The sequence below is a fragment of the Streptomyces sp. CA-106110 genome (genome assembly GCF_050936285.1).
In the GTDB taxonomy this organism is placed as follows: domain Bacteria; phylum Actinomycetota; class Actinomycetes; order Streptomycetales; family Streptomycetaceae; genus Streptomyces.
This window is the reverse complement of the sequence record NZ_JBNJNB010000001.1, coordinates 5,208,462-5,221,854: the sequence shown is the minus strand read 5'-3', so window position 1 is coordinate 5,221,854 and position 13,393 is coordinate 5,208,462. Positions and strand designations below refer to the sequence as shown.

At 69.4% G+C, this 13,393-nt stretch carries 12 protein-coding genes; 11 read left to right on the top strand and 1 reads right to left on the bottom strand.

What is annotated here, in order from left to right:
- Nucleotides 1-99: 99 nt before the first annotated feature.
- The 10 genes from rplQ (at nucleotide 100) to ACQEXA_RS23825 (ending at nucleotide 11,517) form a co-directional block, all read left to right on the top strand.
- The gene (rplQ, locus tag ACQEXA_RS23870) at nucleotides 100-603 is read left to right on the top strand and encodes a 50S ribosomal protein L17 (RefSeq protein ID WP_432931486.1); all 504 of its coding nucleotides are present in this window, start codon (nucleotides 100-102) and stop codon (nucleotides 601-603) included.
- Nucleotides 604-675: 72 nt separating this feature from the next.
- Nucleotides 676-1,539: a tRNA pseudouridine(38-40) synthase TruA gene (gene truA, locus ACQEXA_RS23865; RefSeq protein ID WP_432931488.1), complete on the top strand. Its 864-nt coding sequence runs from the start codon at nucleotides 676-678 to the stop codon at nucleotides 1,537-1,539.
- Nucleotides 1,540-1,722: 183 nt separating this feature from the next.
- On the top strand, nucleotides 1,723-3,348 hold the full coding sequence (locus tag ACQEXA_RS23860; protein WP_433130972.1) for a glycosyltransferase family 2 protein: 1,626 nt from the start codon (nucleotides 1,723-1,725) through the stop codon (nucleotides 3,346-3,348).
- Nucleotides 3,345-4,358 carry a glycoside hydrolase family 26 protein gene (locus ACQEXA_RS23855; protein ID WP_433130970.1) on the top strand — a complete coding sequence of 338 codons (1,014 nt, stop codon included), beginning with the start codon at nucleotides 3,345-3,347 and terminating at the stop codon, nucleotides 4,356-4,358. The genes ACQEXA_RS23860 and ACQEXA_RS23855 overlap by 4 nt, the downstream gene beginning before the upstream one ends.
- The gene (locus ACQEXA_RS23850) at nucleotides 4,355-5,947 is read left to right on the top strand and encodes a glycosyltransferase family 39 protein (protein WP_432931492.1); all 1,593 of its coding nucleotides are present in this window, start codon (nucleotides 4,355-4,357) and stop codon (nucleotides 5,945-5,947) included. Before ACQEXA_RS23855 ends, ACQEXA_RS23850 begins: the two co-directional genes overlap by 4 nt.
- A complete protein-coding gene (locus ACQEXA_RS23845; RefSeq protein ID WP_432931494.1) occupies nucleotides 5,944-7,479 on the top strand; it encodes a glycosyltransferase family 39 protein in 1,536 nt (511 codons plus the stop codon). The genes ACQEXA_RS23850 and ACQEXA_RS23845 overlap by 4 nt, the downstream gene beginning before the upstream one ends.
- A 96-nt stretch (nucleotides 7,480-7,575) precedes the next feature.
- Complete coding sequence (locus tag ACQEXA_RS23840; protein WP_432931496.1) at nucleotides 7,576-8,886, top strand: UDP-glucose dehydrogenase family protein; 1,311 nt, start codon at nucleotides 7,576-7,578, stop codon at nucleotides 8,884-8,886.
- The gene (locus ACQEXA_RS23835; RefSeq protein WP_359396312.1) at nucleotides 8,883-9,644 is read left to right on the top strand and encodes a polyprenol monophosphomannose synthase; all 762 of its coding nucleotides are present in this window, start codon (nucleotides 8,883-8,885) and stop codon (nucleotides 9,642-9,644) included. Before ACQEXA_RS23840 ends, ACQEXA_RS23835 begins: the two co-directional genes overlap by 4 nt.
- A 100-nt stretch (nucleotides 9,645-9,744) precedes the next feature.
- Nucleotides 9,745-10,335, top strand: a complete 591-nt coding sequence (locus tag ACQEXA_RS23830; RefSeq protein ID WP_432931498.1) for a GtrA family protein — start codon at nucleotides 9,745-9,747, stop codon at nucleotides 10,333-10,335.
- Nucleotides 10,336-10,425: 90 nt separating this feature from the next.
- Entirely contained in the window at nucleotides 10,426-11,517 is a 1,092-nt protein-coding gene (locus tag ACQEXA_RS23825; RefSeq protein WP_432931500.1) for a sugar phosphate nucleotidyltransferase, read from the top strand.
- Between the two features lie 146 nt (nucleotides 11,518-11,663).
- Here the strand turns inward: ACQEXA_RS23825 and ACQEXA_RS23820 are convergent, their stop codons facing one another.
- A complete protein-coding gene (locus ACQEXA_RS23820) occupies nucleotides 11,664-12,539 on the bottom strand; it encodes a hypothetical protein (protein WP_432931502.1) in 876 nt (291 codons plus the stop codon).
- 370 nt (nucleotides 12,540-12,909) lie between these two features.
- On the opposite strand from ACQEXA_RS23820, the gene rplM reads away from it, so the two are divergent.
- Nucleotides 12,910-13,353 carry a 50S ribosomal protein L13 gene (gene rplM, locus ACQEXA_RS23815; protein WP_146463583.1) on the top strand — a complete coding sequence of 148 codons (444 nt, stop codon included), beginning with the start codon at nucleotides 12,910-12,912 and terminating at the stop codon, nucleotides 13,351-13,353.
- Nucleotides 13,354-13,393 lie beyond the last annotated feature (40 nt).

Here is a 13,393-nt window from a genome sequence, read left to right as displayed (position 1 = left end):
GCCCCTCGGGGTGCTCGCGGATCTCCGACGGGCAACCGCTCGCTCGGATACTGACTCCGGTACCTGACACGGCCGGGGCAGATGACTAGGAGATCAACCATGCCGAAGCCCGCCAAGGGTGCCCGTCTGGGCGGCAGCGCCGCGCACGAGAAGCTGCTCCTCGCGAACCTCGCGAAGTCGCTGTTCGAGCACGGCCGTATCACCACCACCGAGGCGAAGGCCCGCCGCCTGCGCCCGTACGCGGAGCGTCTGATCACCAAGGCGAAGAAGGGCGACCTTCACAACCGCCGCCAGGTGCTCCAGGTCATCACGGACAAGGACATCGTCTACACGCTGTTCTCCGAGATCGGCCCGCGCTACGAGAACCGTCCGGGTGGGTACACCCGCATCACCAAGATCGGCAACCGCCGTGGCGACAACGCGCCCATGGCTGTCATCGAGCTGGTCGAGGCGCTGACGGTGCAGCAGAAGGCGGTCGGCGAGGCCGAGGCGGCGACCAAGCGCGCCGTCAAGGAGGCCGAGACCAAGGCCGAGGACACCAAGGTCGAGGACGCCACCGAGGCTCCGGCCGAGGAGGCCGCTGAGGAGTCCAAGGACGCCTGAGCCCGACCTCACCGGAAGCGGGTCCGTCCCTCGGGGGCGGGCCCGCTTCCGCGTTGCTGAGAGGATCTAGGGGTGAGTGACGAAGTACAGCCCGGACATGTCCGCATCCGGCTCGACCTCTCCTACGACGGAACCGACTTCCACGGCTGGGCCAAGCAGGCCGGTGGCAAGCGCACCGTGCAGGGGGAGATCGAGGATGCGCTGCGTACGGTCACGCGGTCCACACAGACCTACGAGCTGACCGTCGCCGGACGTACGGACGCCGGGGTGCACGCGCGGGGCCAGGTCGCCCATGTCGATCTGCCCCTGACGGTCTGGGGCGAGCACCGCGGGAAGCTGCTCAAGCGGCTCGCCGGCCGACTGTCCAAGGACGTCCGCGTATGGGCCCTCAGGGAGGCGCCCGACGGCTTCAACGCCCGTTTCTCGGCCGTCTGGCGGCGCTACGCCTACCGGGTCACGGACAACCCCGGCGGTGTCGACCCGCTGCTGCGCAACCACGTGCTGTGGCACGACTGGCCGCTCGACGTCGACGCCATGAACGAGGCGGCTCAGCGGCTCCTCGGGGAGCACGACTTCGCGGCCTACTGCAAGAAGCGTGAGGGCGCGACCACCATCCGCACGCTCCAGGAGTTGAGCCTGTTGCGCGGCGACGACGGGATCATCACGGCCACCGTGCGCGCGGACGCCTTCTGCCACAACATGGTGCGCTCGCTGATCGGGGCGCTGCTGTTCGTGGGGGACGGGCACCGGGCCCCGGACTGGCCGGGGAAGGTGCTGGCCGCGGGGGTGCGGGACTCGGCCGTGCATGTCGTACGGCCGCACGGTCTGACGCTGGAGGAGGTCGGCTACCCGGCCGACGAACTGCTCGCCGAGCGGAACAGGCAGGCGCGGAACAAGCGGACCCTGACCGCTTCGGGCGGCTGCGAAACCTGTTAGCTCCATCCAATGTTCAATGACGTTTCCCTCACATATATCCCTACCGGGACGTAATCCCCTTGTTGCCTCTTACATATTTTTCACCGTTCGACTACTCTTTCGACGCTTGGCCATTGGTTCGAATGGGGCGGCTGAGCACACGTGGGGGTGACGGGCCTTCTGTGGCCCGGGGCTGGATTGGTGATGAGTTCAGTTGGTCCCGTGCGGACCGGGGGACGCCGTACCGCACGTCAGGGCGGGGGGCGACGTAGGGCGGGACGTGGCGGCAACGCCGCGTTGGGACTGCTGCCGGTACCACCGACGCAGCGGGAGAAGTACGCGTATGTGAAGCGGCGCCTGTGGGTGCTGACGCTCGCGTCAGTCGTCAGCTTCGGCTGCCTGACCGTGAGCCAGGTGGCGCTCACCCAGGCCAGCCCGCTGATGTGGATCTTCGCGCCGCCGCTCGCCTTCACGGTGTTCTACTACCTCGTGTCGCTGAGGGTGAACGGCTTCACGCGGGACTTCGACTTCGCCCACCACCAGCAGTTGGTGCGCACCTGGCGACCGGCGGTCTATCCGAGCGTCGACGTCTTCCTGCCGGTGTGCGGGGAGCCGATCGAGGTGCTGCACAACACCTGGACCCATGTGAGGCAGCTCGCCGACCACTACCCCGGGCAGTGTGTGCCCTTCGTCCTGGACGACGGCGCCAGCCCTGAACTGGAAGCCATGGCGCGCGACTTCGGGTTCCGCTACGGCACCCGGGAGAACCGCGGGTGGTTCAAGAAGGCCGGCAACCTGCACTTCGGGTTCGGGCAGTCCGACGGCGAGTACATCCTGATCCTGGACGCCGACTTCACGCCGCGCGCCGACCTGCTCGAGGAACTGCTGCCGTACATGGACGCGGACCCGCGCATCGGCATCATCCAGTCACCGCAGTACTTCCGCGTGCTCGACTCGCAGAACTGGATCGAGCGCGGCGCGGGGGCCGTGCAGGAGCTGTTCTACCGGTCCGTACAGGTGTCGCGGCAGGGCAGCGACGGCGCGATCTGTGTCGGATCGTGCGCGATCTACCGGCGAGCCGCGCTGGAGACCAACGGTGGTACGACGCTGATCGAGCACTCGGAGGACGTGCACACCGGGTTCGATCTGCGAGGGCTCGGCTGGGACCTGAAGTACGTGCCCGTCGCCCTGTCGACCGGTGTGTGCCCGGACACGGCCGGGGCGTTCTTCAACCAGCAGTACCGCTGGTGCTCGGGCTCGATGTCGCTGCTCGGCAGCAAGAAGTTCTGGGACGCGCCGATCAGGTTCTCCAGCCGGCTCTGCTACCTCTCCGGGTTCTTCTACTACATCCACACGGCGCTGTTCACGTTCGTGGCACCGCTCCTGCCCATCCTGCTGCTGGTCACCAGCCCTGAGATGCTCCAGGTCAGGCATCTGGTGTGGGTGCTGCCGAGCATCGTGTACACGACCGTGATCTTCCCGATGTGGCACAAGTCGCCGTACCGGCTGGAAGCCTGGTCGGCGCGGATGATGTACGGCTGGGCGCACGTCTTCGCCATCTGGGACATCCTGCGCAAGCAGCGCATGGGCTGGCAGCCCACCGGGTCCAAGGGAGCGAAGAAGAACAAGACCCGACGGTTCTGGCTGGGGCTGTGGCTCTGGAGCGGCGGTACGGCCGTGGTCTGGGTCGGCGCCGCCGTGTACCGGCTGTTCACCGGCTATCCGCCGGACTTCGCCCTCATCCTGTCCTCCGGGCTGTTCTACGCACTCGTCGTCGCCCGCGCGCTGATCCAGCCCAAGGAGCACCACGCCGTGGTGGCAGTCGCATGATCCGCAGGTCCCTTGTCCGCCCGGCCGTGGCACTCTTCCTGGTCCTCTTGACGGGGGTCTCCGGCTGCGGTGTGTTCCAGAGCAACGACCCCGCCGACTCCGCCGCTCGTGCGCCTTCCGCCGACAGCACCGCCGGCAGCACCGAGCAGCAGGCGTCGTACGACGTGACACCGTTGCTGCATCCCGCGAAGAAGTACTTCGGGGTCGCCGTGGAGGGTGCGCCCAGCTCGATGGCGCCGGTCGACGCTTTCTCGAAGACCGTCGGCAAGAAGCCGAACATGGTCGGGTCGTACTCCTCGTGGGGCGACGGCTTCAATGCCGAGGGCGCCAAGAACGTCTTCGCGGACGGCGGACTGCTCTACGTCTCGTGGGAGCCGTTCAAGCCCGGCCTCGACAAGATCGCGGACGGTTCGCAGGACGCGTACATCACGAAGTTCGCGGCGAGTGTCCGGAAGACCAACGTGCCGGTCGCGATCAGCTTCGGGCACGAGATGAACGGCAACTGGTACCCGTGGGGGACCAAGAACACGACGGCGGCGACCTTCGTGAAGGCGTGGCGGCACATCCACGACGTCTTCGGGGAGGAGGGCGCCACCAACGTCATCTGGGTGTGGAGCCCCAACGTCGTCAACCCCGTCCCGGACGTGAAGCTCAAGCCGTACTGGCCCGGTGACGCGTACGTCGACTGGGTCGGGGTCGTGGGCTACTGGGCACTCACCGGAGCCCACACCTTCGACACCCTGTACGGGCCGACACAGCGGCAGGTGGCGTCGTTCACCGACAAGCCGGTGTTGATCAGCGAGACGTCGTCGGAGCCCGGCGAACGCCGGCGGGCCGATGTGCGCGGGCTGCTCCAGGGGATCGAGCAGGACAAGAACGTCCTCGGCTTCGTGTGGTTCAACATTCCCAAGCGGGCCGACTGGCGCATCCAGAGCAGCCCGCTCGCCCTGGCCGAGTTCAAGAAGCTGATCGCCCACGACGCCTTCGGATTCGAGGTGCCGCGGTCATGAGCAACGGTCAGCGAGGTCAGTACGGCGGCGGCCAGTACGACGGCGGTCAGTACGGGGGCGGGGGCGGCTGGTTCGAGGCCCCCGCCGCACCCCCGGCGGCTAGTCCCCAGCCGTACGGCCGACCCCAGTACGGCGGCGAGCCCGAGCCCGAGGCCGAGTACGCCGACTACTACGTGCCGCAGTACACGGTCCTGGACCCCGAGCCGGATCCCGAGCCCGAGCCCGGCTATGTGCTGCCCGAAGTCCCCGTCTCCGCCTGGTCGGTCGACAACAGCCGCTCGGCGTGGATCAGCCGTGGTGTGCTGGTGCTGATCCTGCTGGTGCAGGCGGGCCTGTCCTACCGACTGGACGGGAGCGCCTTCCCTCAGGAAGCGAAGTTCCTGATGTCCGACGGCAGGCTGTCCGGGCTGATCGCCGGTACGGGACTGACCGGGGCCCGCACGCTCAGTCTGGCCTGGGCGCTCGGTGCCACGGCGCTGCTGTTCGGGGCGACCCGGATGCTGTTCAACGAGCGCGCGGCCCTCGCGGCCGCCGCGATGTACTCCGTTCTGGAGTCGACCGCCTTCACCGGCCGGTACGCCTCCCTGCACTCCCTGTCCCTGTTCCTGCTCGCCGCGACCTTGTGGCTGCTGGCCAGGACTCGCCAGTCGAACCCCGCCGCCGTGCTGGTGGCAGCGCCCTTCGCCGCGGTCGCGCCCTTCGCCGCGTACTCCGCGGCGCTGTACCTGCCGACGCTCACCGTGCTCGCCGTGCTGACGGCGTACCGCTTCCGCGGGACCGGGGCCTTCCTCAGGGGTGCCCTCTTCGTGGTGGCCACCGGTGCTCTGTGCTTCGTGGGCGTCCAACTGAACGGCACGCCCACCGGGTGGAACACGCACGGCACGGACAGCGCGGCGCACCTGCTGAAGGAGAGCGCCGAGTGGGGTGGCGTCGTCCTGCTCGTCGCCCTGATCGGTGCCATCGGCTACATCCGCCGGGCCCGGATGGGTGAGATGCCCTGGGCCGAGGGCTCCGCGCCGGGCGCGATCCGTCGCTCTGCGCTGGGCCTCGCCCTGTGCGGTACCGCGCTGCTCGCGCCGCTGTACCAGGCGTACCTGGGCAACGGCAGTTCGCTGCACATACACGTCGGCTTCGGCCTGCTCTTCGCGGTTCCGATGGCGGGCCTCGGCATCTCCCGGCTGATGGGCGCGCACTTCCGGTATCCGCAGATAGGCATCATGATCTACGTCATCGCGCTGGTCGTGGGCATGGCGCAGACGCAGAACCTGTACCGGCCGCCGAACTCGGCCGGCATGATCGGCGCGCTGCGCGGGGTCATGGAGAACCGAGGAAGCAAGGGGAACTACCTCACCGACGAGCCCGAGATCTCCGCGTACTACCTGCGCGCGACGACCGAGCCCGGCCAGTGGCACCGGGCGCAGCACGGCGCCCCGCTGACGGCGGCTGTGAAGAAGGGCACCTACGACGCGATCGTGCTGCGGTCCGCCTCCGTGCCCGAGGTGCTGCGCGGCTCCACGCGCTACCGGCAGCTCACCGTGGTGAAGGCGGAGAGCGGGCAGGCGCCGTACCGGATCTGGGTGAAGCGATGACGGCGTACACATCACCGGTCGACGAGGCTCAGGCCCCGGACGCGGTCGAGAGCGAACACGTCCACCGGCGGCGGACCGAGCCCGGAAAGGGTACCGGGGTCCTGGTCTTCGTTCTGCCCCTGCTGGCCGCGCTCGCCTGCGTCCTGCCGGGGCTCGGCCACCGACAGCTGTGGCGCGACGAGCACGCCACCTGGTGGGCGTCCTCGCTGTCGTACCACGATCTCGGGCGGCTCATCGAGCACGTCGACGTCGTCTTCACGCCGTACTACGCGATCATGCACCTGTGGATCGCGGTGGCCGGTGACTCGCCGGCGGCATTGCGGCTGCCCGGCGCCGTGGCCATGGCGGTCTCGGCCGGTGTGGTCGGCCTGCTCGGGCGCCGGATGTTCACCGTGCGGACCGGGCTGCTCGCCGGGCTGCTGTTCGCGGTGGTCCCGGCCATCACGCGGTACGGGCAGGAGGCACGGCCGTACGCCTTCGCGTCCCTCTTCGCGCTGCTGGCGACGCTGATGCTGCTGCGCGCTCTGGACAGGCCGAGCCTGAGGGACTGGACGCTGTACGCCCTGGCGCTCGCGGCGACGGGCTTCGGGCACCTGGTCGCGATGTCGGTCGTCGCCGGGCACCTGGGACTGGTCGTGGTGGTGAAGAAGCGCGGCGACCGCATCGTGCACTGGGCCTTCGCGGGAGCCGCGGCGCTCGGCCTGTCCATCACGTTTCCGATGGTCGCGAGTGGGTCCGGGCAGACCGGGCAGATCGCGTGGAACGTGACCACGACCCAGGACCTGCTCGACTACCCGCAGGAGCTGTTCGGTTCGTGGATCACCGGTGGGGTGGTGCTGGGTCTCGGCGTGCTCGGGTTGCTCGCGGCCCGTCGCTATGCGCTGCTGCTCGGCACCTGGGCCGTCCTGCCGCCCGTCCTCACCTTCCTCACCGCCAACCAGCTCCACATGTTCTTGCCGCGCTATCTCCTCTTCACGATCCCTGCTTGGGTGCTGCTGGCCGCCGCCGGCATCACCCGTCTCACCGGGCGGCTCGACCCCGAGGCCCGACCGGGCGCCGCGGCCAAGGCCATGGGCGGCCTTCTGGTGGCGGCCGTCGCTGCCGGATACGCCTTCGTGGCGTGGCCCGCGATCGGCGTCGCCAAGCAGGACCTGCCCGACGAGCCGGACTACTCGGCCGCGGCCCGTGTGATCGTGTCGGGTGAGAAGCCCGGGGACGGAGTGATCTTCAACGGCCAGCTGTCGGAGCGCCGCGCCATGGCGTACGAGCTTCGGGACCGGAAGGCCCCCAAGGACGTCCTCATGGAGTGGACACCGCAGCAGAACGGGTCGTACGGCGCCAGCGAGTGCAAGTACACGGCGCGCTGTCTCCAGGGTGTCGACCGGCTCTGGCTGGTGTCGACGGTCGGCGACGGCCGGCCACCGCTCGACGGGGCGGAACCGAAGAAGGCCACCGCCATCGAGAAGTACTTCAAGGCCACGCGCACGGTGAAGCTGCACCGGGTCACCGTGCAGGTGCTGGAGCGCAAGTAGGGCCTACTCCGAAGAAGGCCGGAAGAACGGCCGGAGGAACCGGCCGGAGGAACCGGCCGAAGAGACAGGTCGCAGAAACGTAAGGAGGCCGCCCGCATGCGGCTCACCGTCATCGGCACCGGCTACCTCGGTGCCACTCACGCCGCCTGCATGGCGGAGCTCGGGCACGAGGTGGTCGGGGTCGATGTGGACGCCGACAAGGTGGCCGCGCTGAGCGCCGGCAGGGTGACGTTCCACGAGCCGGGGCTGGCCGAGCTGATCGCCCGCCACACAGCGAGCGGCCGGCTGCGCTTCACGACCTCGTACGAAGAGGCCGGTGCCTTCGGGCAGGTGCACTTCGTGTGCGTCGGCACTCCGCAGCGCAAGGAGTCCGGCGCCGCCGATCTGACGTACGTCGACGCTGCCTTCGCGGCGATCGCGCGGCACGCGGCGAAGGACGCCCTGCTGGTGGGCAAGTCCACCGTGCCGGTCGGCACGGCCGCGAGGCTCGCGGACGCCTGCGACGCCGAGGTCGCCTGGAATCCCGAGTTCCTGCGGGAAGGTTTCGCCATCGAGGACACCCTGCGGCCGGACCGGCTGGTGTTCGGGGTGGAATCCGAGCGGGCGGAGACCCTGCTGCGCGAGGTGTACGCCCCCGTCCTCGCCGCCGGAACCCCGCTGGTCACCGCCGACTTCGCGACCGCCGAGCTGGTCAAGACGGCCGCCAACGCCTTCCTGGCCACCAAGATCTCCTTCATCAACGCGATGGCCGAAGTGTGCGAGGCGGCCGGCGGTGATGTGCGGACGCTTGCCGAGGCGCTCGGCTACGACGACCGGATCGGCAAGAAGTTCCTGCGCGCGGGGGTCGGGTTCGGCGGCGGCTGTCTGCCCAAGGACATCCGCGCCTTCGCCCACCGGGCCGGCGAGCTGGGCGTCGACCTGGGCTTCCTGCACGCGGTGGACGCGATCAACATGCGGCGCCGCGACCGGGTGATCGAGCTGGCCCGGGAGCTGTGCGGGGGTGGACTGCTGGGGGCCCGCGTGGCCGTCCTGGGCGCGGCCTTCAAGCCCGACTCGGACGACATCCGCGACTCGCCCGCGCTGAACGTCGCCGCCCGCCTCGACCTCGACGGCGCCGACGTCACGGTCTACGACCCGGAGGCCATGGACAACGCCCGCAAGGCGTTCCCGCTGCTCGGGTACGCGATGTCGCTCGAGGAGGCCCTGCGTGGGGCCGATCTCGTACTGCACCTGACCGAGTGGCCGCAGTTCCGTGAGATCGACCCGGAGTGGGCCGGATCACTGGTGTGCCGTCCGCGGATCGTGGACGGCCGGGGGGTGCTCGACGCGGACCTGTGGACCGCGGCGGGCTGGCAATTCCGGGCGCTGGGGAGATCCGCGTCCCATAGGGGAGGGGTAGGGAGATGACGGACCAGGAGGCGTACGGCGACATACGGGTCACCGTGGTGATGCCGACGTACAACGAGGCGGCGAACCTGCCGCGCATGGCCGAGGCGGTGCTGGGACTGCCGCTCGACGGGCTGCATCTGAAGATCGTCGACGACTCCAGCCCGGACGGCACCGGGCGGATCGCAGAGGAACTGGCCGAGAAGTACAACTGGGACGGCCGGTGGCGGATGAGTGTCCTGCACCGCACCGAGAAGGACGGCCTGGGGCGGGCGTACATGGCGGGCATGAGCGCCGCGCTCGCCGAGGGCGCCGAGTACGTCGTCCAGATGGACGCCGACGGCAGCCACCCGGTGGAGGCGGTGCCGCGGATGCTCGGCACGGCCGTGGCGTCCGGGGTCGGCCTGGTCATCGGCAGCCGGTACGTCGAGGGCGGCTCGCTGGACGAGGAGTGGGGCAAGCACCGGGTGCTGCTGTCGCGCTTCGCCAACCGGTACGCCCGTACCGTGCTCGGCACCAAGATCCGGGACATCACCGCCGGCTTCAACCTGTGGTCCGCGCAAACCCTCCGGGACGTCGACCTGGCCACCCTGGACAGCGCCGGATACAGCTTCCAGGTGGAGTTGAAGTTCAAGGCCGTCCGCGCCGGTCACAGCGCGGTCGAGATCCCGATCCGCTTCGAGGAGCGCACCGAGGGCGTGTCCAAGATGAACCTCGGGACGCAGATCGAGTCGGCGCTGGTGCCGCTGCGACTGCGGCTGCGCAACCGGCGGAGTTGAACCGGAGCGCGTCGCCCAGCGGCCCGCCCGGAGGCCGGCCGGTGGGCGACGACCAGGACGACGAGTCACCAGAATCCCGAGACAAGGACAGGACTTCACCATGAGCGGACGACACGCGCTTCCCTCGCGGTTGGGGAATCTGTACCGCGAGATCGCGAAGTTCGGCCTGGTGGGGCTCTCGGGATTCGTGATCAATCTGGTGGTCTTCAACCTCATCAGGAATCTCGCCCACTGGCAGACCGTCAGAGCGAGCGTGGTGGCGACGGCTGTCGCCATCATGGGCAACTACCTCGGCCTGAGGTACTTCGCCTACCGGGACCGCGGCCAGGAGGACCAGCTCGACAAGAAGAAGGAGATGGGTCTCTTCCTCTTCTTCAGCGCGATCGGTCTGGTCATCGAGAACTCGGTGCTCTACCTGACCACGTACGGATTCGGCTGGGACGGCGCGCTCGCCAACAACGTCTGGAAGTTCGTCGGCATCGGCGTCGCGACCCTCTTCCGCTTCTGGTCGTACCGGACATGGGTCTTCAGGACCACCGGCCCTCAACCGGAACAGCCCCCGGTGGCCGTGCCCGGTGAAGCGCCGACCTACCGGGTGCCTGCGGCCGCGCCCACGGAGCCCCCTTTTTGGGGCGCGCCCGCGGCCGCGCCCACGGAGCCCTTCTGGAACGTCTCCTGGGAGCAGACATGACCGACCTGGCGTACCTGGCGGAGGCCGGCTGCTTCGGCGCCGTCTCGGCTGCGCACTGACGGCCTTACTGGAAGACAGAACACAGAGATCATGAGCGAAGCCATTCTCCTCGTCGGTGGCAAGGGCACCCGGCTGCATCCGCTGTGCACCTTCACGCCCAAGCCCCTGCTGCTCGTCGCCGGGGTGCCGCTGCTTACGCACCAGCTGGCCCGTGCCGCGGCGGCGGGGGTGACCCGGATCGTCTTCGCCACGTCCTACCTGGCGGAACTGTTCGAGCGGGAGTACGGGGACGGGTCCGGACTGGGCCTGGAGCTGGTCTATGTCACCGAGACCGAGCCCCTGGGCACCGGCGGCGCGATCCGCAACGCCGCCCGCCATCTGACCTGCGGCCCCGACGAACCTGTCCTGGTCTTCAACGGCGACATCCTCAGCGGCGTCGACATCCGGGGCCTCCGGGACGGTCACCGGGCCTCCGGCGCCGACGTCACCCTGCATCTGACCCGGGTCGCCGATCCGCGGGCCTACGGGCTGGTCCCGACCGACGAGCACGGCAGAGTCCTGTCGTTCCTCGAGAAGCCCGAGCGGCCCGAGGAGATCGTCACCGACCAGATCAACGCGGGCTGCTACGTCTTCACACGCTCCGTCATCGACGCCATCCCCGAGGGCCGGGTCGTCTCCGTCGAGCGGGAGACGTTCCCGGGGCTCCTGGCCGCGGGCGGCGTCCTGCGCGGCGTCGTCGACCAGACGTACTGGCTGGATCTGGGCACTCCGTCGGCCTTCGTGACGGGGTCCGCCGACCTGGTGCGCGGATACGTGTCCTCCCCGGCGCTCCCCGGCCCGGCCGGTGACGCCGTGGTCATGCCGGGTGCGCGCGTCGACCCGCTGGCGGTGCTGACGGCGGGGACGGCCGTGTGCGCGGGCGCCGTGGTGGAGGCGGGGGCCGTGGTCGAAGGCAGTGTCGTGCTGCCCGGGGCCGTCATCGGCCGGGCGGCGCTGGTCCAGCGGTCCGTGGTGGGCCGGGAGGCGGTCGTCGGCGAGGGCACCAGCGTCGTCGAAGCGGTGGTCGGTGACCATGCGCATGTCGGGCCGCACAATGAGCTCCCCGCGGGCGTGCGCGTCGACTGCGGCGTCCGCCTTCCCGAGCGGGCGGTCCGCGTCTCCGCTCCCACGTATCTCGTCTGACGTCCGGGAGGGCACCGGCCCACGAGTCTCAGGGCCGCGCAGGTCCGGGCCGGGCGGCGCTCCGGCCCTTCTCCGCCCGGCCCTGGACGTCGTACGTCCAGGGGTCCTGAAGCGGCACCGTCAGGACAGCGGTCGACCGCCCACCGTCACTGGGCCGAGGCGGCGGCCGCCTGTGCCTCGCCGCGGCGGCGGATCTGGCGGAAGGTGAACTCGGCCAGGTCGTCGCCGGCCGTGAAGACCTTCGTGTCCTTGGCCGTCACGTCCTTGCCGTTGGTGAAGCCGGCGAGCGTGAAGTAGGCGTAGCGGCCGTAGGAATTGGTGGTCGAGCGGCAGATCGTCGTGCGGCAGAAGGTGGGCACGCCCTTGCCGAAGAGCGACGTGAGGATGCTCTTGCTGTTCGCTTCCTGTTTGACCTTGCTCGCCTGGGCGGCGGTGTCGAAGAGGGCCACGCCGACCGTCACCGCGACGCCGTTCTTGGTGTAGGTGGCGCGGAAGACGTCGGTGCAGTCGTTCTTGGTCAGCACCGCGGGCAGCGTGCCCTGGACGGCCGACGCGCACTTCTTCGTGGCGGCCGCGGGACCCCGCTTGTAGATGTTCGTGCCCACGGTCAGCTGGGTGCCGGGGAACAGGGTGTCCGCGCTGACCGGGGCCGTGTCCTTCTTGGCGCTGGAGATGAAGTCCATCGGGTCCAGCGGGGGAGGGGCCGAGGTCGGGGCGAACGACGGGGCGGTGGCGGCGCTCTCGCTCGGGATGTCCGGGGTGCCCGGCAGGGCGCCGGCCGGCTTGTTCGAGGCCCCGGGGCTCCCGTCAGCGGACACGACGGCCACGGCGACGGCGGCGCCCACGGCCACCGTGGCCAGGGCACCGCCGAAGATCAGCAGCAGCCGGCGGCGCCTGTTGCGCGCCTCCGAGGCCTCGGCCAGCGCGGCCCAGTCGGGGGTGCCGCCACGGCCGTCCCACTGGGGCTGCTGGGAAGTCGGTTTCCAGGGATCCCACTGGGGCTCCCCCTGCCCATAACTCATGCGGCGCATCTTAGACGTGCCGTGGACTGTCATGTTCCCCCTCAGTAGGCACCACGGCGACGGCACAGCGAAGGCGGGGCAACAAAACGTCCCAGCCTGGGTGCGACCGGCCGGCACCCGAACGGCCGAACCCGCGGCGGCTCCCCGGTGGCGGCCCCGTTTTGACCCGTGTCGGTGCCGCCGTTATCCTGGCTGTTCGTTATGTGTATTGGCTTGCTCATTCTCACGTGAGGGGCCCTTACACCGGTCCGCCGGGCCGATGACCAGCGACCAGCACGCGGCTTGCGTCACCGCGGTGCGGTCAGGGCTGTCGTGATCGTCTTCGGTGACCTTGTCAGGATCCTCACTGAAGAAGCGAAGGCTACGAACCGTGCGTACGTACAGCCCCAAGCCCGGCGATGTGACGCGCCAGTGGCACGTCATCGACGCTCAGGACGTTGTCCTGGGTCGTCTCGCCACCACTGCCGCCACCCTGCTGCGCGGCAAGCACAAGCCGATCTACGCGCCCCACGTGGACGCCGGTGACTTCGTCATCATCATCAACGCGGACAAGGTCCACCTGTCCGGCAACAAGCGGACCCAGAAGATGGCGTACCGACACTCCGGCTACCCGGGTGGTCTGCGCTCCGTCCGCTACGACGACCTGCTGGCGAACAACCCGGAGAAGGCCGTCGAGAAGGCCGTCAAGGGCATGCTCCCCAAGAACTCCCTGGGCCGTCAGATGCTCTCGAAGCTGAAGGTCTACAAGGGTGACCAGCACCCGCACGCTGCCCAGCAGCCGGTGCCGTTCGAGATCACCCAGGTCGCGCAGTAAGTCCGGCCACCCCCTAAGACTGAAGAGAATCTGAGGAGAA

What these genes read in the sequence shown, in the direction of transcription:
- ACQEXA_RS23860 (WP_433130972.1), top strand. Translation starts at nt 1,723, where the DNA reads ATGAGTTCAGTTGGTCCCGTGCGGACCGGGGGACGCCGTACCGCACGT.
- ACQEXA_RS23825 (WP_432931500.1), top strand. Translation starts at nt 10,426, where the DNA reads ATGAGCGAAGCCATTCTCCTCGTCGGTGGCAAGGGCACCCGGCTGCAT.
- ACQEXA_RS23840 (WP_432931496.1), top strand. Translation starts at nt 7,576, where the DNA reads ATGCGGCTCACCGTCATCGGCACCGGCTACCTCGGTGCCACTCACGCC.
- ACQEXA_RS23835 (WP_359396312.1), top strand. Translation starts at nt 8,883, where the DNA reads ATGACGGACCAGGAGGCGTACGGCGACATACGGGTCACCGTGGTGATG.
- ACQEXA_RS23855 (WP_433130970.1), top strand. Translation starts at nt 3,345, where the DNA reads ATGATCCGCAGGTCCCTTGTCCGCCCGGCCGTGGCACTCTTCCTGGTC.
- ACQEXA_RS23820 (WP_432931502.1), bottom strand. Translation starts at nt 12,539, where the DNA reads ATGAGTTATGGGCAGGGGGAGCCCCAGTGGGATCCCTGGAAACCGACT.
- ACQEXA_RS23830 (WP_432931498.1), top strand. Translation starts at nt 9,745, where the DNA reads ATGAGCGGACGACACGCGCTTCCCTCGCGGTTGGGGAATCTGTACCGC.
- ACQEXA_RS23845 (WP_432931494.1), top strand. Translation starts at nt 5,944, where the DNA reads ATGACGGCGTACACATCACCGGTCGACGAGGCTCAGGCCCCGGACGCG.
- ACQEXA_RS23850 (WP_432931492.1), top strand. Translation starts at nt 4,355, where the DNA reads ATGAGCAACGGTCAGCGAGGTCAGTACGGCGGCGGCCAGTACGACGGC.
- rplQ (WP_432931486.1), top strand. Translation starts at nt 100, where the DNA reads ATGCCGAAGCCCGCCAAGGGTGCCCGTCTGGGCGGCAGCGCCGCGCAC.